This is a genomic window from Streptomyces sp. 11x1, from assembly GCF_032598905.1.
Taxonomy (GTDB): domain Bacteria; phylum Actinomycetota; class Actinomycetes; order Streptomycetales; family Streptomycetaceae; genus Streptomyces.
This window is the reverse complement of record NZ_CP122458.1, coordinates 9,534,127-9,551,308: the sequence shown is the minus strand read 5'-3', so window position 1 is coordinate 9,551,308 and position 17,182 is coordinate 9,534,127. Positions and strand designations below refer to the sequence as shown.

The 17,182-nt window shown below is 68.7% G+C and carries 15 protein-coding genes and 2 pseudogenes; 6 read left to right on the top strand and 11 right to left on the bottom strand.

Translation table 11 applies throughout. The annotated features are described in order from the left end of the window. Positions 1–131: 131 nt before the first annotated feature. The gene (locus P8T65_RS41945; RefSeq protein WP_316731975.1) at positions 132–587 is read right to left on the bottom strand and encodes a hypothetical protein; all 456 of its coding nucleotides are present in this window, start codon (positions 585–587) and stop codon (positions 132–134) included. A gap of 6 nt (positions 588–593) precedes the next feature. Here P8T65_RS41945 and P8T65_RS41940 point away from each other — a divergent pair. Beyond that, positions 594–953, top strand: a pseudogene (locus P8T65_RS41940) (TerD family protein); the annotation flags it as partial. An 81-nt stretch (positions 954–1,034) separates the two neighbouring features. Here P8T65_RS41940 and P8T65_RS41935 read toward each other — a convergent pair. Then, a pseudogene (locus P8T65_RS41935) lies at positions 1,035–1,196 on the bottom strand (site-specific integrase); the annotation flags it as partial. 104 nt (positions 1,197–1,300) lie between these two features. On the opposite strand from P8T65_RS41935, the gene P8T65_RS41930 reads away from it, so the two are divergent. Further along, the gene (locus P8T65_RS41930; protein WP_316730692.1) at positions 1,301–2,137 is read left to right on the top strand and encodes a DUF2182 domain-containing protein; all 837 of its coding nucleotides are present in this window, start codon (positions 1,301–1,303) and stop codon (positions 2,135–2,137) included. Between the two features lie 140 nt (positions 2,138–2,277). On the opposite strand, the gene P8T65_RS41925 is transcribed toward P8T65_RS41930, so the two are convergent. The 3 genes from P8T65_RS41925 to P8T65_RS41915 form a co-directional block, all read right to left on the bottom strand. Then, on the bottom strand, positions 2,278–2,658 hold the full coding sequence (locus tag P8T65_RS41925; protein ID WP_316730690.1) for a hypothetical protein: 381 nt from the start codon (positions 2,656–2,658) through the stop codon (positions 2,278–2,280). Between the two features lie 84 nt (positions 2,659–2,742). After that, positions 2,743–3,399 carry a DUF1326 domain-containing protein gene (locus P8T65_RS41920; protein ID WP_316730688.1) on the bottom strand — a complete coding sequence of 219 codons (657 nt, stop codon included), beginning with the start codon at positions 3,397–3,399 and terminating at the stop codon, positions 2,743–2,745. Between the two features lie 539 nt (positions 3,400–3,938). Then, entirely contained in the window at positions 3,939–4,118 is a 180-nt protein-coding gene (locus tag P8T65_RS41915) for a hypothetical protein (RefSeq protein ID WP_316730687.1), read from the bottom strand. 306 nt (positions 4,119–4,424) lie between these two features. Between P8T65_RS41915 and P8T65_RS41910 the strand changes: the two genes are divergently transcribed. Continuing rightward, positions 4,425–6,035 (top strand): ISL3 family transposase, encoded by a 1,611-nt coding sequence (locus P8T65_RS41910; protein ID WP_316727264.1) that lies wholly within the window; start codon positions 4,425–4,427, stop codon positions 6,033–6,035. A 115-nt stretch (positions 6,036–6,150) separates the two neighbouring features. On the opposite strand, the gene istB is transcribed toward P8T65_RS41910, so the two are convergent. The 3 genes from istB to P8T65_RS41895 form a co-directional block, all read right to left on the bottom strand. Further along, positions 6,151–6,939, bottom strand: a complete 789-nt coding sequence (istB, locus tag P8T65_RS41905; RefSeq protein WP_316730685.1) for an IS21-like element helper ATPase IstB — start codon at positions 6,937–6,939, stop codon at positions 6,151–6,153. A gap of 4 nt (positions 6,940–6,943) precedes the next feature. Further along, the gene (gene istA / locus P8T65_RS41900; RefSeq protein ID WP_237313453.1) at positions 6,944–8,179 is read right to left on the bottom strand and encodes an IS21 family transposase; all 1,236 of its coding nucleotides are present in this window, start codon (positions 8,177–8,179) and stop codon (positions 6,944–6,946) included. Positions 8,180–8,331: 152 nt separating this feature from the next. Further along, the gene (locus P8T65_RS41895) at positions 8,332–9,942 is read right to left on the bottom strand and encodes an ISL3 family transposase (RefSeq protein WP_316727264.1); all 1,611 of its coding nucleotides are present in this window, start codon (positions 9,940–9,942) and stop codon (positions 8,332–8,334) included. Positions 9,943–10,738: 796 nt separating this feature from the next. Between P8T65_RS41895 and P8T65_RS41890 the strand changes: the two genes are divergently transcribed. Both P8T65_RS41890 and P8T65_RS41885 read left to right on the top strand, forming a co-directional pair. Continuing rightward, positions 10,739–11,206: an STAS domain-containing protein gene (locus P8T65_RS41890; RefSeq protein WP_316730684.1), complete on the top strand. Its 468-nt coding sequence runs from the start codon at positions 10,739–10,741 to the stop codon at positions 11,204–11,206. 444 nt (positions 11,207–11,650) lie between these two features. Beyond that, the gene (locus P8T65_RS41885) at positions 11,651–12,406 is read left to right on the top strand and encodes a DUF4142 domain-containing protein (protein WP_316730683.1); all 756 of its coding nucleotides are present in this window, start codon (positions 11,651–11,653) and stop codon (positions 12,404–12,406) included. 399 nt (positions 12,407–12,805) lie between these two features. Here P8T65_RS41885 and P8T65_RS41880 read toward each other — a convergent pair whose 3' ends face one another. After that, a complete protein-coding gene (locus P8T65_RS41880; protein WP_316730682.1) occupies positions 12,806–13,339 on the bottom strand; it encodes a MarR family transcriptional regulator in 534 nt (177 codons plus the stop codon). 34 nt (positions 13,340–13,373) lie between these two features. Next, complete coding sequence (locus P8T65_RS41875; RefSeq protein WP_316730681.1) at positions 13,374–14,462, bottom strand: PP2C family protein-serine/threonine phosphatase; 1,089 nt, start codon at positions 14,460–14,462, stop codon at positions 13,374–13,376. 162 nt (positions 14,463–14,624) lie between these two features. On the opposite strand from P8T65_RS41875, the gene P8T65_RS41870 reads away from it, so the two are divergent. Next, the gene (locus P8T65_RS41870) at positions 14,625–15,131 is read left to right on the top strand and encodes a nitroreductase family deazaflavin-dependent oxidoreductase (protein WP_316730680.1); all 507 of its coding nucleotides are present in this window, start codon (positions 14,625–14,627) and stop codon (positions 15,129–15,131) included. 213 nt (positions 15,132–15,344) lie between these two features. Here P8T65_RS41870 and P8T65_RS41865 read toward each other — a convergent pair whose 3' ends face one another. After that, positions 15,345–16,559 (bottom strand): beta-propeller fold lactonase family protein, encoded by a 1,215-nt coding sequence (locus tag P8T65_RS41865; RefSeq protein ID WP_316730678.1) that lies wholly within the window; start codon positions 16,557–16,559, stop codon positions 15,345–15,347. Positions 16,560–17,182 lie beyond the last annotated feature (623 nt).

Genomic DNA, 17,182 nt, shown 5'->3' with positions numbered 1-17,182 from the left:
TTTGCCCGCCAGGCGCCTTACCCTCGGTCGCCCCAGAGCAAGGAACGACCTACGTCACAACTCCCAGGTCCTCCCACCGCTGTCCCGCTCCTGACCAGTACTTCCGGACCAGTCACGGACCAAACCCCGACTCACCCTTCAGGCTCCGCGCTCTGGCTGACGCGGTCCCACTCCTGCATGGACTGCTCGATGAGGCGGTTGGCCTGCTCGCGGACGCCGTCCAGGAACTTGGCGTAGTGGCGGAAGAGGACCTCAATGCTCTGGCCCGCGCGGCGAGCGCACTCGGCCGGGTCCACACCGGAGTACAGCCAGAACGAGATCCCGGCATGCCGGAGATCGTAGGGCCGCTTGGCCAGCTTGGAGGCGAGTTCTGTACGGGTCAGGACGTACTTCCGCGCCCGCGCCCACGTTGTGCCATATGCAGCTGCGTCCACGTAGTTGCCGGCCTGGTTCCGGAACAGTCGGCCGTCCGGCGTCACGCCGAAGCGTTCGATGTGCGCATGGAGCATGCGTACGAACTGCGGCGGGATGGGCACAGGCCGGGTCGCGGTAGCCGCGCGGCGCTTGAGGGAGTGCACCTCGCGCACCGAGCCACTGTCCGCATGAGCCGGCACAGCCAGACCGGCCAGGGCTTCGGCTACGTCGAAGTGATGGCCCTCGAACTCGATCGCCTCGCTTCCTCCTTCGCACGGGTCGTCGTGGGCGTGGCGATCCACCAGAACAGCGGCCCCAAGACCTTCGGTGACCTATCGAACGCCGGAGTGCTGGTTGTCGAGGGGTACACGGAACTACTGAAGGATGACTTCGCGCAGGTCTCCGAATCCACCGCGGCAACGGTTGCGGAGTTCACCCGGCACGCCTCCGGAGTGTGGGAGTTCCACGAGACGGTCCGCGGGTTCGACAGCGACCCCGTGGGCTTCACCGCTGAGATGGGCAGCGCCCCACAGCCCTGACCGCGGACCAGTGCAGAGATGTACAGCCGCCCGCAGTCGTCCTCCGCTCATTCCGGCGCTGCTCGTCCGACTCGGTGGCTGGTCGTAGGCTCTCAAGAGCCCTTCGATGCGCTGGTTGTTGATGGACTGCCGGTCGTAGAGGCACTTCGCGTACCGGGACAACAGGACCCCGACGCTGTTACCGGCCCGCTGGGCGACCTCAACCGGGTCGGCCCCCGCGCACAGCCAGGTGGACAGGGCCTCGGATTGTGCCCGCGTCGGCCTGTGTGCTCGGTCAGGGGGTACGTGAGGTCGCACTACCCCGGGACTTGTGCTGTCCTGGAACCAAGCCGCAGGAGTACATGCCGATGCGTCACAGCCGGACTTCCGCGTTCGTATCCGCCCGGTCGCCCGCGCCGACCGGAGCGGGCGGCGGCCTGCTGCCGAAGCGGGACCTCGCGGCCGCCTGGTTCCTGGTCGTCCTGATCGCGGCGCCCGCCTGGACGCTTACAGTCGGGCAGGCCCGGGAGATGGGGGTCGAGCCCGGCACGATGGGGATGGCGCTGCCGCTGTTCCTGCTGCTGTGGGTGACGATGATGGCGGCGATGATGCTGCCGTCCATGGCGCCGGTGGCCATCACATGGGTGCGCGGGATCGGCCGGCAGTCCTCCGGCTGGACGCGGACCATACGTACAGTCGAGTTCGCGGGCGGGTATCTGCTGGTCTGGACCACCTTCGGACTACTCGCCTACGCGGCCCTGGCCCTCACCGGCAGCCTGGTCGACGACCATCCGACCGCCGGACGCTGGATCGGCGCGGTGGCCTTCCTGCTCGCGGGCCTGTACCAGCTCGGCCCCCTCAAGCATGTCTGCCTACGGCACTGTCGCGACCCCATGAGCCACCTGGTGCGCTACGCCGGTTTCCGGCAGCCGGCCCGCGACCTGCGAGTGGGCGTCCATCACGGCGCCTACTGTGTCGGCTGCTGCGCGGGACTGATGGTCGTCCTCGTTCCGCTCGGCGTGATGAACGTGGCAGCCATGGCCGGACTGGCCGTGGTGATCTTCGTCGAGAAGCTGTGGTCCCGTGGCCCGCTGCTCGCCCGGGTGGTGGGTGTTGCGTTTCTCGTGCTGGCCGCGCTCGCGCCGTTCCAGGACGGGCTGCTGCCCGGACTTGAGGGGTCGATGCCGGAAATGGGCGGCATGTGACCTCTCTGGCGCCCGAAGACGTGCCGTACACGTCATTGTCACGAGCAGGACGGCGATCGGTGCCACGAGTCGTGGTGCCTCGCCGACGCTCATGTGTGTGATCGCTCAGACCCGCCGCTGCCGACCTCTTTTCGGTCTCCTCACTGCCGAACACGTACGTGGCCGAACACGTACGTGGCGATCTCACCGTACGACGCCTCGTAGCTCAGCTCGAGGGCGCTGGACCGGCCGACGGCCGTGCCGACTTCGGATTCGGGCGCATCCGAACATGGGCGTTCTTGATCCTCATCGAGCCGCCGTCGGGTCGGTGAGCGGCTGGCAAGAGAGTACCGTCCCACCCTCGTCAGCAAGGCCAGCACCCATCCGGCCGCAGGTGCCAGATATCGCCCACGACATGACCGGTCCCCTTCTCCGACGGGACGCCGGTCGAGTTCGCCGTCGCCGGGATGGGACTGAATGCCCGACAATGCCGATGCCACGATTTTGCCCGCATGATTCTGGCGTCGCCGGTAGCCGGCCACGCCGCGGACAATGGGTGGCTCACTGAGCAGGCACGGGCGCTCCGCGGGCAACGGCTCCCCTCCAAACTCGAGCCCAGTCGGAATCTAGTCGGGACCGCTCCAGTCGAACGGGAAGTGTTTGCTCGACTTCCCCGTGCGTTCCCAGGAGAAGCCGAATGCGTCGGCGCGGTCGGCGGTGGCCCGTCCCCAGGTGGCGACCTGGCCGGGCCCGACCTCGGCGCCCGGGGCGTTGTGGACCTGGACGCGTGCGCCATCCGGCGTCGTCGGACCCGTGAGCGCCTCGGCGGTGGCCGTGACCTTGCCGGGAACCTCGGCCCGCCAGGTGGCGAGATCCTCGTCTATCTCGACGTGGACGGGGGCGACGTCCATGCCGCGCATCTCGGGGTGGAACATCGCCCCGAACTGCGCAGGCCATCCGCCGGCCTCACCGCCGAAGATGGCCCCGAGTGCACTGCGCTGCCGCTCGTCGGCCCGTTCGTCAAGGAAAATCGCGGCGTACGGGTCGGTGTGGGTGCCGGCCCAGGGGTTACCGGTGAAGGAGCCGAGCATCAGGACGTTGAGATCGTCGAGCCGCACGTCGCCGAAGCCGCCTTCCCGGATGTGCCAGACCAGCACCCCTTCGCAGTCGCCGTAGGTCGGGGGCTGTGCAAACGTACAGGGGCACGGTATGGCGCACTTGCACACATCGAACCAATCACCGGCCAGGCGCCAACGTGTACCGGTGCTGACTTGCTCTGTCATCTCGCTTCCCTCCTGCCGGGCCGGAAGGAGCCCACTCGGAGTGGCGGAGCCGCTGTGCCGAGCCTGCTCCCAGGACGGCCAGGCGGTCTCTCTTCCAGCTTGCACCTCACAGCCCCGGCAGGGAAACCTGCTCATGGCTGTTCTGTCGTCCACCGAGGCCGGCGGCGTGGTCATGGGTGCATGGCCGGAGGGTCCGCGTCAGGGGTGCCGTGCTGGGGCCGTTGGCCCCTGGTCAGCCGGTGAAACCTCAGGCGTCACCGGAACCAGTCGCCGGCCTCGCCGACCACGACCGGGAACGCGGACGAAGCAGCACACTGCCGGAGCATGGCTGGCCGGTCGAACACCGTACCCACGAGCCACAGGGCGACGGCGATCATTTTCCACAAGAGGTGAGCGACAGGGCGCCGCGGCACAGGCGCCGCCGACCGGTCACGAGGTGGCCTCTTCGCAGCACAGGGCAAGACCCGTGTACGTGCAGCCTGCTGCGGCGATACCCGCGGTTGCCGTGGCCATCAGAGTGATCACAGGCGGCACCTCGGTCAGGCGGAGGACGGCGTTGAGGGGGCCGCAGCGTAGAGCGCGAGCAGAGCCAAACCGCACGAGCCCATGGGCGCGAACCGGTGCCACAGCCGGCGGGGTATCGGGCCGCTGACCATGGCCAGTCCGGCCGGAAGCACGGTGAGGGAGAAGAAGACAAGGCCGGTCCAGTGCCAGATCATGGAGGGGAGGACTCACGTTGAGTACGGCTATGTCTGAGTCGGTAGGTGGCGCCCGGGAAAGCGACGTGGTCGGCGCTGAGCGGCCGGCAAGGGCTGGCAGCGATCTGGACGGGACGTGCGTCGGCGCTACGCCGATGGCGGCCAGGATGGCCCCGTCCTGCTCTCCGATAGCGAGCGATCATGGTCGGCGCCTGGCTCGATGACCGAGGTATGCGGTGAGCTGTCGGCGGTCTCTGAACCTGGGTTCTGGATCACTTTCCGTGCTGGAGCCACGGAGGGTTACCACGACCGCGATCATGGACGGCCGTGGGTGATGTGTTCCTCCAGGGCCTGTGGTTCCACAAGGCCGAAGGCGTTGTGATCGAAAAGGCAGTAGTGGATGGCGAGTTGGTGCTCGTGCGGGCCCGTGCGTCGGCAGAGCAGGCCGCGTGTCATGCCTGCGGGACGACGTCGGGCCGGGTGCACAGCCGATACGTACGCCGCCTCACCGACACCGCGGTCGCCGGGCGTCCTGTGGTGATCGAGTTACAGGTCCGGCGGTTCCGCTGCCGTGAACGCGCCTGCACGCAGGCCACGTTCGCAGAGCAGGTCGAAGGGCTGACCTTCCGGTACGGGAGGCGAAGCACCGGGCTGCAGACGGTGCTGCAACGGGTGGCCGTGATGCTGGCGGGCCGGGCCGGCGCCCGCCTGGCGGACACACTCGCGGTCCGGGCGAGCCGGTCGACTCTCCTGCGGCTGATACGCCGCCTCCCGGAGCCCGAGGTGCACACGCCGCGGGTGCTCGGAGTGGACGAGTTCGCCCTGCGCAAGGGACACAATTACGGCACGATCCTGGTGGACATCGACACCCGCCGCCCGGTTGATCTGCTGCCCGACCGCACCACGGCCACGGTGTCCGCCTGGCTCGCCGACCACCCCGGCGTCGAGGTGATCTGCCGTGACCGGTCGACCGCATACGCCGAGGCCGGACGGCTCGGCGCCCCGGACGCGGTCCACGTCGCGGACCGGTGGCACATCTGGAAAAACCTCGTCGAGGCCGTCGAGAAGACGGTCATCCAGCACCGCGCCCTGCTGCGCGAGCCAGAGGAGACCAGCCCGGTCCGCACCAACACACCCGTGAACACCACGGGGTTCCCGCCGCGTCCCTCAGGCGAACCGCGACACTCCGGCCGCCTGTCGGACCGGGTCCGCGAACAGCACACAGCCGTCCACGCCCTGCTCGACGACGGGCTCGGCCTCCGGCCGATCGCTCGCCGGCTCGGCCTGGCCCGCAACACCGTGCGCCGCCTGGCCCGCGCGGCCACCGCGGACGAACTGCTGGTAGGACAGTGGACCGGCCGCAGCAGCATCCTCGATCCCTACAAGCCTTATCTGCATCAGCGGTGGGCCGAGGGCTGCACCGTCGCCCGCCGTCTGTTCGAGGAACTGCGTGAGCGCGGCTACCCCGGCGGCGAGAGCGTCGTGAAGAGGTACGTGCAGCAGCTCCGTGAAGCGTTCCCGCACGACGATCCGCCCCGCAAGCACCCGTCCGTGCGAGACGTGACCAGCTGGATCACCCGCCGCCCCGACCGCCTCGACAGCGACCAGGTCCAGCGGCTCAAGGCGATCCTCGCCCGCTGCCCCGAACTCGGCCGCACCGCCGAACACGTACGTTCCTTCGCCGAGTTGATGAACAACCGCCAAGGAAAGCAGCTGGACCAATGGATCGAGTGTGTCCAGGCCGATGACCTGCCCGCCCTGCATGCCTTCGTCACCGGCCTCGGCCAGGACCTCGACGCCGTCGTCGCCGGGCTCAGCCTGCCCTACAGCTCTGGCGCAGTCGAAGGCCATAACAACAAGATCAAGATGCTCAAGCGGCAGATGTTCGGCCGCGCCAACTTCGACCTGCTCCGCAAACGCGTCCTCCTCGCGGCGTGAGGCCGTCCATGATCGCGGTCGTGGTAACCCTCCGTGGCTCCAGCACGGAAAGTGATCCAGAACCTGAACCTGGACCCCTTTGGGGTCGGTGAGTTTTGACCCCGTGTGTAGTTGTTCACCCGGTTGCCGCGCTCGGTGTGCGGCCGATGTCACGGTCTTTGAGCCGGTAGGAGTCTCCCTTCAAGGAGAGCACATCGGCGTGATGGACGAGACGGTCGATCATGGCGGCGGCGACGGTGTCGTCCCCGAAGACCTCTCCCCAGCGTCCGAACGGCTTGTTGCTGGTCACGATCACGGAGGCGCGTTCGTAGCGACCCGAGATCAGCTGGAAGAACAGGTTCGCTGCTTCCGGTTCGAACGGGATGTAGCCGACCTCATCGATCACCAGAACCGGGACGCGCGCCAGCCGGAGGAGCTCCTCCTGGAGCTTGCCGGTGGCGTGGGCGGCGGCCAGGCGGTCGACCCACTGCGAGGCGGTGGCGAACGCGACGCGGTGTCCGGCCTGGCAGGCGCGTATGCCCAGGGCGATGGCCAGGTGGGTCTTGCCGGTGCCGGGCGGCCCGAGGAAGACCACGTTCTCCTTGCCGGTGATGAAGTCCAGGGTGCCCAGATGTGCCACCGCCTCCCGTTTCAGCCCGCGCAGGTGAGCGAAGTCGAACTCCTCCAAGGTCTTGCGGGCGGGGAAACGGGCCGCGCGGATGCGGCCTTCGCCGCCGTGGGCCTCGCGGGCAGCCACCTCGCGCTGCAGGCAGGCGGCCAGATACTCCTGATGTGTCCAGGACTCGGCCCTGGCGCGTTCGGCGAGCCGGTCGGCAGCATCCAGCAGGGCCGGTGCCTTCAACGCACGGCTGAGAAAGGCCAGTTCGGCGGCGACGTCCCGGGACGTGGTGGTGCGGGTGGCCATGACGTCACTCCTGTCCTCCGCCGCCTTCGATCAGCTGGAACACGCGGTCGTAGGCCGGCAGATCCGGCTGTGCGACCTCCACCGCCGCGGCACCGGCCACGGCCTGGCGGTACTGGCTGCGCATCGCCGTGGCGGCATCGGCGTGGTCCGGGTCGGTGAGCGTCTGGTGGCGGGCCCAGCAGCGCGCGTGCTCGGCGACCAGCCGACCGTCCAGATGAGCCCGCACCGTTTCGGTGTCCGCCTCGATCCGCACGATCCGTCCGATCGCGGCCGGGTGGACGGAGTAGTCGCAGGTGTCCAGGCGGATGTAGTGGTCCCGGCCGATCCGTACCGAGGTCTGCCACCAGCGCGGCGGCGCGGTCGGCGGCAGCGGCAGCATCGCGGCCCGGTCAGCCTCCCACCGCTCCACCGGACGGGCATCCAGGGTGCGGTGCACCCGCCGGTTGGCGACCTCAAGCCACGCGTTCAGCTGCGTGTTGAAGTCGGCCGGGGAAGTGAACACCCTGCCGGGCAGGAACGACGTCTCCAGATAACCGTTGGCCCGCTCGACCAGACCCTTGGCCTCCGGGTCGCGGGGCCGGCACAGGATCACCTTGCAGGCCAGCAGCCCGGCCAGGGCGGCGAACTCATGACCGAGCACGACCCGCCCCTCGCGGCGGCGTCCGATGGCCGCCTCGTTGTCCCAGACCAGCGCCCTCGGCACCGCGCTCCAGCCGGACAGCAGGTCCCAGTGCCCGCTCACGAGATCGGCGGCCTGCCTCGACGGCAGCATCCGCGCGGTGATCACCCGCGAGTACCCGGACACGATCACCAGCACCGGCGGGCGGCCGGTCTGCCCGAAGCCCAGCGGGATGTCCACCGGAGGGAACCACAGGTCACACTGGGCCAGCTCGCCGGGCTGATACGCCGTCCGGGAGACCGGATCCGCCGGAAGGTAGACCGGCCGCAGTTCCCGCACCCGCCGCTTCAGCACCGACAACGACCGTTCCCAGCCGATCCGCTCGGCGATCACCGTGGCGGGCATCCGCGGGTACTCCGCCAGCAGTTCGCGGATCGCCGGCTCCACCGCGTCCACGATCGAGCCCCTCGGCGCCCGCCGGTACTTCGGCGGATCGTCGCTGGCCACAGCCCGTCGCACGGTGTTCCGGGCGATCCCCAGATGCCGCGCGATCCCCTTGATCGACATGCCCTCCGCACGGTGGAGCCGCCGGATCTCAGCCCAGTCCTCCACACCGATCACCTCTTCCACCTGACTCCCATGGAGCCAGACTGATCACTTGATCACGGAAGGGGTCACTTTTCATCGACCGATAGGGGGTCACGGTTCAGGTTCTGGATCACTTTCCGTGCTGGAGCCACGGAGGGTTACCACGACCGCGATCATGGACGGCCTCACGCCGCGAGGAGGACGCGTTTGCGGAGCAGGTCGAAGTTGGCGCGGCCGAACATCTGCCGCTTGAGCATCTTGATCTTGTTGTTATGGCCTTCGACTGCGCCAGAGCTGTAGGGCAGGCTGAGCCCGGCGACGACGGCGTCGAGGTCCTGGCCGAGGCCGGTGACGAAGGCATGCAGGGCGGGCAGGTCATCGGCCTGGACACACTCGATCCATTGGTCCAGCTGCTTTCCTTGGCGGTTGTTCATCAACTCGGCGAAGGAACGTACGTGTTCGGCGGTGCGGCCGAGTTCGGGGCAGCGGGCGAGGATCGCCTTGAGCCGCTGGACCTGGTCGCTGTCGAGGCGGTCGGGGCGGCGGGTGATCCAGCTGGTCACGTCTCGCACGGACGGGTGCTTGCGGGGCGGATCGTCGTGCGGGAACGCTTCACGGAGCTGCTGCACGTACCTCTTCACGACGCTCTCGCCGCCGGGGTAGCCGCGCTCACGCAGTTCCTCGAACAGACGGCGGGCGACGGTGCAGCCCTCGGCCCACCGCTGATGCAGATAAGGCTTGTAGGGATCGAGGATGCTGCTGCGGCCGGTCCACTGTCCTACCAGCAGTTCGTCCGCGGTGGCCGCGCGGGCCAGGCGGCGCACGGTGTTGCGGGCCAGGCCGAGCCGGCGAGCGATCGGCCGGAGGCCGAGCCCGTCGTCGAGCAGGGCGTGGACGGCTGTGTGCTGTTCGCGGACCCGGTCCGACAGGCGGCCGGAGTGTCGCGGTTCGCCTGAGGGACGCGGCGGGAACCCCGTGGTGTTCACGGGTGTGTTGGTGCGGACCGGGCTGGTCTCCTCTGGCTCGCGCAGCAGGGCGCGGTGCTGGATGACCGTCTTCTCGACGGCCTCGACGAGGTTTTTCCAGATGTGCCACCGGTCCGCGACGTGGACCGCGTCCGGGGCGCCGAGCCGTCCGGCCTCGGCGTATGCGGTCGACCGGTCACGGCAGATCACCTCGACGCCGGGGTGGTCGGCGAGCCAGGCGGACACCGTGGCCGTGGTGCGGTCGGGCAGCAGATCAACCGGGCGGCGGGTGTCGATGTCCACCAGGATCGTGCCGTAATTGTGTCCCTTGCGCAGGGCGAACTCGTCCACTCCGAGCACCCGCGGCGTGTGCACCTCGGGCTCCGGGAGGCGGCGTATCAGCCGCAGGAGAGTCGACCGGCTCGCCCGGACCGCGAGTGTGTCCGCCAGGCGGGCGCCGGCCCGGCCCGCCAGCATCACGGCCACCCGTTGCAGCACCGTCTGCAGCCCGGTGCTTCGCCTCCCGTACCGGAAGGTCAGCCCTTCGACCTGCTCTGCGAACGTGGCCTGCGTGCAGGCGCGTTCACGGCAGCGGAACCGCCGGACCTGTAACTCGATCACCACAGGACGCCCGGCGACCGCGGTGTCGGTGAGGCGGCGTACGTATCGGCTGTGCACCCGGCCCGACGTCGTCCCGCAGGCATGACACGCGGCCTGCTCTGCCGACGCACGGGCCCGCACGAGCACCAACTCGCCATCCACTACTGCCTTTTCGATCACAACGCCTTCGGCCTTGTGGAACCACAGGCCCTGGAGGAACACATCACCCACGGCCGTCCATGATCGCGGTCGTGGTAACCCTCCGTGGCTCCAGCACGGAAAGTGATCCAGAACCACGGTTCAAGGAACGGCGACAGTGAGCACCCCGATGAGCAATGCCCAGGCGGCAAGCGCTGGGCCCGCCTGTTGCCAGCCGAGCAGGACATGGCCGCTGCCGTTTCGCTCCGGCTGCCACAGTGCGACGGTCGGTGGTAAGCGCCCATTGTTCGCGGGCGGTTCCTCGGTGCCGGACTTCGCCGAGTGCCGTTCTGAACACCAGGGCGACGACGACGATCGCGGGTGCCAGTAGTGAGGAGTCCGTGGCCATCAGCAGGACACCCGGTCAAGCCGGTCCACCATCACGGCGTCGAGCGCGCCGTGGGCAGATTCCGTCGCATCCGCTGCCCGGGCCCTGGGACAGTCCCTCAGGAGACGGTAGGCCGTGGCCTCGCAAGCGCGTCTCCGGCGGATCGTCCACAGCCGAGCCCCCTCGCAGACCCGAAAGGAGGAGTTCGCAGCCACGCTGCGTGAGCGTCATCCGTGAACGCCGCAACAGCCCGCATCCCATGGCCGGTCGAATCGCCGCGCCGGAACGGGACGAAGACCTGGTCGAGGCGGGCCGCGGGACCTGCATGGCCCCTGCAGGAGTTGCTGAGGGCAAAGGGATCCCACGCCCGCGGGAGGACCTGAGCTCCACTGGCGCATTTATTTGTCTTATGCAAAGATTGACCAGGTGGAGGGGCAGCCCGCCTGGAGTGCCGGGAAGTCTGGTCGGCGTACGGAGACCGCTCCAGCCGGGAGACGCGCGATGACACCGCCCCAGTCCAACCCCGAGGACGAGCCAACAGCGGCCAAGCCGGTGAGTAGTGGCGTTCCGACTCACCACGGGGAGGATCTGCTGGAGGTCGGGATCTCAAGGCTATCGATCCAGCCCATTGCCGGTGGTCAATCCCCTCCCGTACTGGAGCTACATCTCGCAGGGGAGCTCGACATCGATACCTCCACCAGCTTGCGCGAGTACCTGGCTGCACTTGCCGCCCGTTCACCTGGCGACCTACTGGTACTGAACCTGTCCGGTATCACCTTCTGCGATTCCGCAAGCCTGTACACGCTGCTGGGTATCCGACAGGCACTGTCCGTGGCAGGCATCGAGGTACAGGTCGCCGAACTCAGTGCCGCTATGCGGGCTGCTGCAGAAAGAGCCGGTCCGCCCGTCCTCCGCGAGGCTCTGGACGCCCGTGGCCCGGTTCCACCTGATCGCCGACGTCTCTCCTGACATCTCCGGCCGCGCCCGGCTGGACCTTGCGCGCGACACCTCGCGGCACCAATGAATGGAGTCGGCACCGCAGATCAGGTCTCCACAGGCGGCGGCCGAAAGTCCGCGGGCCGCGCTGCACGCGCTCACCCCTCCCAAGACCCGGTGCCGACGACACATCCGCACCTGCAAGCCGGTGTGAGGCCGTGGCCGTCGGCGCCCATGACGCCCCCTCATGGGCGTCGGAGTTCAAGTGACGGAGGCACCGACCCTCCACCTTTCCCCCAGGTCAGGGCGATGAGCGCCCCAGCACCCGAGATACCGTTTCAATCACACTGCAAAATTTACCCAGCGCAATGATTCATTCGCCTGTTCCATCCGTACCCCCTGGCGACCCATCCGTACGGCGGATCCGGTGCCAAGCATCGGATCCGCGGGTGCGGCCACCCGCTGCCAGGAGCTGCCATGCCCCGCGCTTGGAACATCGGAACGATCTTCGTCAGCGGCGGTCTGCTGTTGACCGTCGCTGCGCTCGCCTACCCAGCAATACTGGGAGTCGAGAAGACGGCCACGGGAACAGAGCGGATCATCGCCAACACCCCCTACGGGCCGCTCACAGAAGCCGACCGTGACTTCGTCATCAAGGTACGCTCCGCAGGACTCTGGGAGTACCCCCTTGGTGAAATGGCCATGGAGCGCGGTACGACGCCGGAGATGAAGGAGGCCGGCGAGCATCTGGTCGTCGGCCACGCCGGCCTCGACGAGATGTGCCGGAAGATCGCCCCCGAGCTGAACATCACGCTCAACAACCAGGCGAGCCCGCAACAGCAGCAGTTCGTGGCGACTGTGGACGCGGCCAAGGGCAAGGAGTTCGACTCGACCGCGGTCCAGATCATGCGTGTCACGCACGGTCAGATCTTCCCGGCCATCGCCAAGATCAGGGCCAGCACCCGCAATACCCTGGTGCGTCAGTTGGCGGACCTGGCCAACGACACCGTGCTCGACCACATCACCGTGCTGGAGAAGACCGGACTGGTCAACCACGAACAGGTCAACTACCAGCAGACCAACCCGCCGAAGCTCCCCAGCGAACAGGTCACCCCGCCGGTGCCCCAACAGGGTGCCCCCATGGTCGTCCTGACCCCGCGCCCGGATCTGGATGTGCAGACCGCCGCCCCGACGGCAGGCCCGACTCCCAAGCCCTCACCCTCGTCCGAGTGACGCGACCACCGACCGCCACGCCGCCCTCGTCCTCAAGCGAGGGCGGGACGAGGCCGGGTCCGGGCCGCCGCATGAAAGGAGCACCCTCGGGAGGGGCGCACGACCGCTACCGCACCGACGACCAGCGCACCAGGCCAGAGCGACGATGTAGAACCTCGGCACATGGGGGACATCATCCGCCCTCCGGCCCGCGGTCCCTGACGCATTGCGGACCGCCCCGCCTACAAGTCGTTCGCTGTCGCGTGCCGCGGCTGCCCCGATACGGCGCGCAGATCAAGAGCCCTCGCCCCCTACCCGCCCATCACGGCTTCCCTGACTAGCGCGATACCGGTCAGCGGGCAGGTCGGATCGGCCGACCAGCGCGCACGACGGCAACGGCCGCGTGCCCGGGGCATGCCCTCAGGCGCCGTACCCCACCGTCGCGTCCACCCAGCCCAGGGGATACAGCTCCGGGTCGTCCGTCACCGGGGCCAGCGGCTCCATGCCCGCCTCGTTGAACGCGGTGAGCGCGTCCACGAGCGCCGTCCGCTGGTCCGGCGCGAGCCGTTCGACGATCGTGGCGATCTCCGTGCGACGCCGGGCGGTGACGTCAGCGACCGTTCGCCGCCCCTCGTCCGTCAGCTGGAGCATGGTCTCGCGGCGATTGTCCGGGTTGATCCGGCGGTCGGCGAGCCCGGCAGCGATCAGTCTGTCGACCATGCGCATAGCGGTGGACGGCGCGACCTGGAGCAGGTCCGCGAGCACGACGAGCTTGGTGGCGCCGCGAGTCGACAGCACCACCAGCATGCGGAACTGTGGCAGCGTCACCCGCTCCTCGACCTCGGCCAGGGATCTGGCCGACACCGCCACCAACAGCCGTGACGCGGTCAGCACCGCACGGGTGACCGCGTCGACATCGTCCATGCCCCTTGAAGGGGTCCTACGTTCCGCCATGCCCCCCTTTCTACGCGCTGAGGCACCCGCGTGCTCAATCGGCAGGAGCAGATTTTCCCATTCCATGACCGTGGTAGCGCAGCAGAAGCATGGCGGCGTCGTCGTGCGGCGGACCAGCGGCATGCCGCACCACGTCCTCACGCAGCGCGATCAACGCACTGTGCGGGTCAGGGTCTTTCAGCAGATGCGCCCGGTCGGCGAGCGGATAGAAGGCTCCCTGATCGTCGCGTGCCTCGGTGACGCCGTCGGTGTACAGAAGTAACTGCTCACCGGGTGCGAAGGACACCGGGTATGGTTTCGGGCCGTCGCTCCCGGGAGCGCCCAACCCGAGCGGCAGAGCATAGGAAGGAGGCTGCGGGAAGTCGGCGGTGCCGTCCCGGCGCACCCGCATCGGATCCGGGTGACCGTAGTTGACGAACACCACTTCGTGATCGGAGCCGAACTCGGCAAGGATCGCCGTGACGAACTTCTCCCCCTCCAGTTCCCGGGCGACACTCCGCTCCAGCCGCTCGCCGAGCCCCACCAGGTCGGGTTCGTCGTGCGCTGCCTCCCGGAAGGCACCGAGCACCACGGCGGCCGTCTCGACGGCGGCCAGCCCCTTGCCCTGCACATCACCGACGATCACCCGCACGCCGTGCGGCGAGGCGACCACCTCGTACAGATCGCCCCCGATCCGCGCCTCGGCCACGGCGGAGGTGTACGACACCGCCACCCGCAGCGGGCCCGCCGTCAGCGGCACAGGTCGCAGCAGGACCCGCTGGGCGACCTCGGCGATCGAGCGGACACCGGCCAACTCCGTTTCCCGGCGCGAGCGCATCACGGCGGCGGCGATACCCACCCCGGTGACCCCGGCCACCGACCCCAGGGCCGCGAAGCCCCGGCTCTCCTCGAACAGGCCGTTGTACAGGCCGAGTCCCACGCACAGCAGCAGCGCCACCACACCGATGACGGCGGTACGCCGCCACCCCCCGACCAGCCCGGAGAAGGCCGGCCCGAGGGAGACCAGCGGGAGCAGTCCCACCCCGGGCCCCGCCACGACGTCCACCCCTGTCACCACGGCCATCACCGCGACCGGCATGCAGGACAGCAGCGTGCCGTGGGACGGTGGCTCTTTCATGGTCATGGCGCTCTCCAGCGGTGTCGCGGCACTGGAGAGCCGCCCTGCGCAGACACCCCTCCTCAACACTTAGACTATGCAAGGATTGCTGCGACGGCACGGCTCTCGCTCCGGCCCTTTACCCAATCGATGCCGAGATCCGACATTCCACCGGCTCATGGAGACCCAATGCGGCGACCGGAAGGCGACGCCCCGCACCGCCCCCGACTCCCCTCCGGATGGAGACGCTTCGCCCTGCGGCTGCCGATCCTGTTGTTCCGTGCGGGATTGGGGCCCCTCTTCGGCGGACGGTTCCTGCTGCTTCACCACATCGGCCGCGTCACCGGAGCCGACCGCCATGTGGTTCTGGAGGTGGTGGCGCGCGATCCGGCAGGTGGCAGTTGGACGGTTGCATCCGGCTTCGGTCCAACGGCGGACTGGTACCGCAACCTGCGCAGCCGACCGCAGACCGTCGTCCAGATAGGGAATCGCCACTACGCGGTCGACGCACAATTCCTCACCCCGGAAGAAGGGGCAGAGACCATGGTCCAGTTCGCGGCGCGACATCCACGGACCGCCCTCCGACTGTGCGCCTTCATGGGTCTGACCGTGGACGGCACCACGGCATCGTTCCGAGAGGCGGGCAGAGCCATCCCGTTCGTACGGATCCACGCGGCCGAACAGCATCTGCGCTGAGCAGCCCGTCCGCCATCCCCTCGGCTTGGCCGGGAGTGACGATCACGGGCTGCTTCAACCGCATTCCTGGATTCCCGGCGAACGGTGGTCCTCACCCGGCCCTCCGTTCCGGCCCTCTGAAAGAAGGTTTCAACGACGCGCTGTGATCTGGCCGGAGCGGCCTGGCGCCCTGGGTCAACTCCGGGGCGCCGCACCGCGGTGACCGTTTTCCCGTCACACCGCGACGATGCCCTCCATTCCGGATTCGGCGAAGGCGGGCAGTCCTGTGGCGGTCGTGACCTTCGTGAGCGAGCCGTTCCTGCCCACACGGAAGCCGTCGACCGTACCGGAGACGGCGTTCTGCACATACAGGAACTTCTCGTCCTCGGTGACGGCCAGGTCGATGACGCCCTGGGACCGGGCCGACGGGGGCGTGGCCACCCCCACGTCGTTCGTGAGCGTCAGACGCCCGCGCTTGTCCATGCGATAGCCGCTGACCGTGGAGTTGCCGGTATTGCCCCCGTAGAAGAAGTCACCGGCGCGCTCCAGCCAGCACAGGGTCTCCTGCCCGTTGGCCAGCGGGCCCTGAACGACCTTCAGGGTGCCGTCGCGACGCACCTTGTAGGTGCTGACCGTCGACTTCTCCGCCTCGGCCACCAGCATCCGGCCGCCCCGGTCGAAGGTGATCGCGAAAGGCACTCCGCCTGCGGACTCGTTGACGACCGGTTCCTGCGCGGGGCGCCCGTCGCGTCCCATGGGGAAGACCTCGACGGTGTTCGCGGACTTGGTGGTGACGACGAGCGCGCGACCGCCCGGGGTGAACGCGACCTGTCCCGGCGAACTGCTGAACAGCGGCACCTCCTCGTTGTCCAGTCCCAGGGAGCGCTGCGAACCGCGCACGGGCTGCAGCCCGTCGGAGGTGATCCGGAAGCCCTGGACGCTCCCCTCCCCACCCGCGTTCATGACGTACGCCAGCCGGCCGGAGACCGTGATCGACGCCGGGAAGTCGCCCCCGGAGGCCACTGTCTGCCTATCCGTCAGCTTCTGCCCCTGGACCAGGAACGAGGTCACCGTACCGCTTCCGGCGTTGACCGCCAGCAGCCGCCCCGACCGGTCGTCGTAGACGAGCGAGCCCTGCGAGGCGAGGGAGTCGGTCGGTGCGTCGATCTGGTCGCCGCCCCTGCCGCCTGTGGCGTAGCGGCCCGCTGCGGTCAGCGTGCCGTCGTCCCCCCGCTTGAAGACGTGGATGGTGTTGCCGTCGAGTTCGTTGCCCTGCACGAACACCGCGTGGTCGGCGCCGACCTGCCCGGAACCCGGGTACCGGCGGGTGGTCTCCCCCGCCGAGGCCACGGTCACCGTCACCGCGGCCGCCGCCGTGGCCAGGGCCACGGCTCCGGCGACTGTCAGCCGGACCTGTAACGGGGACCTGCGCCAGGTGTGCCTGCTCATAACTCACTCCTCGAACCCGTCTGCCACCCTCGAACAGTGGCGGGTTGAACCAGAGTCACCGATGAGGCGCCTGCGCCTGAAGGGGTTCAGCCTCCGTGTCAGGTTCTCGTAATAACCCTGACGTCGGTATGACGACCACCACGGGCCCCCAGATCGCCGTCGGCGCTTCACGACGGTCCCCCTGCTGGCGCTCCCGCTTTGCACTGTGCAATCATCAGATGGGGCCCGCCCGGCGGCGGACCGCCGGACGCCCGGGAGTGACGACGGCGGAATACCGAGGTGAACATCGACGCGTCGGTCGCCGGAGGCCCCGCCAACCGGTCCGCGCTCAACACGGCCCCCAAGGCCGTGGCAGACCACAGGAGACCACGGGGCGTCAGCTCCTGCCAGGAGTCCGGCGCGCAACGGGGTCGCCGGCCAGAAGTGGGGAACGGAAGGTGCGGCGTGACCGCTCGCATGCCGGACGGAGACCAGACACCGGACGGCGATGGCCTCAGACCACCCGCCGCGGATGAGGTCTGGCACAGATTCCTGACCGACAGCGAACACGCGATACGGGAAACCGCGCCCAAGGAGCTCTCCGCCGCGGAACGTGGGACGGCGTCTCGGACGGCCAGCCCGCC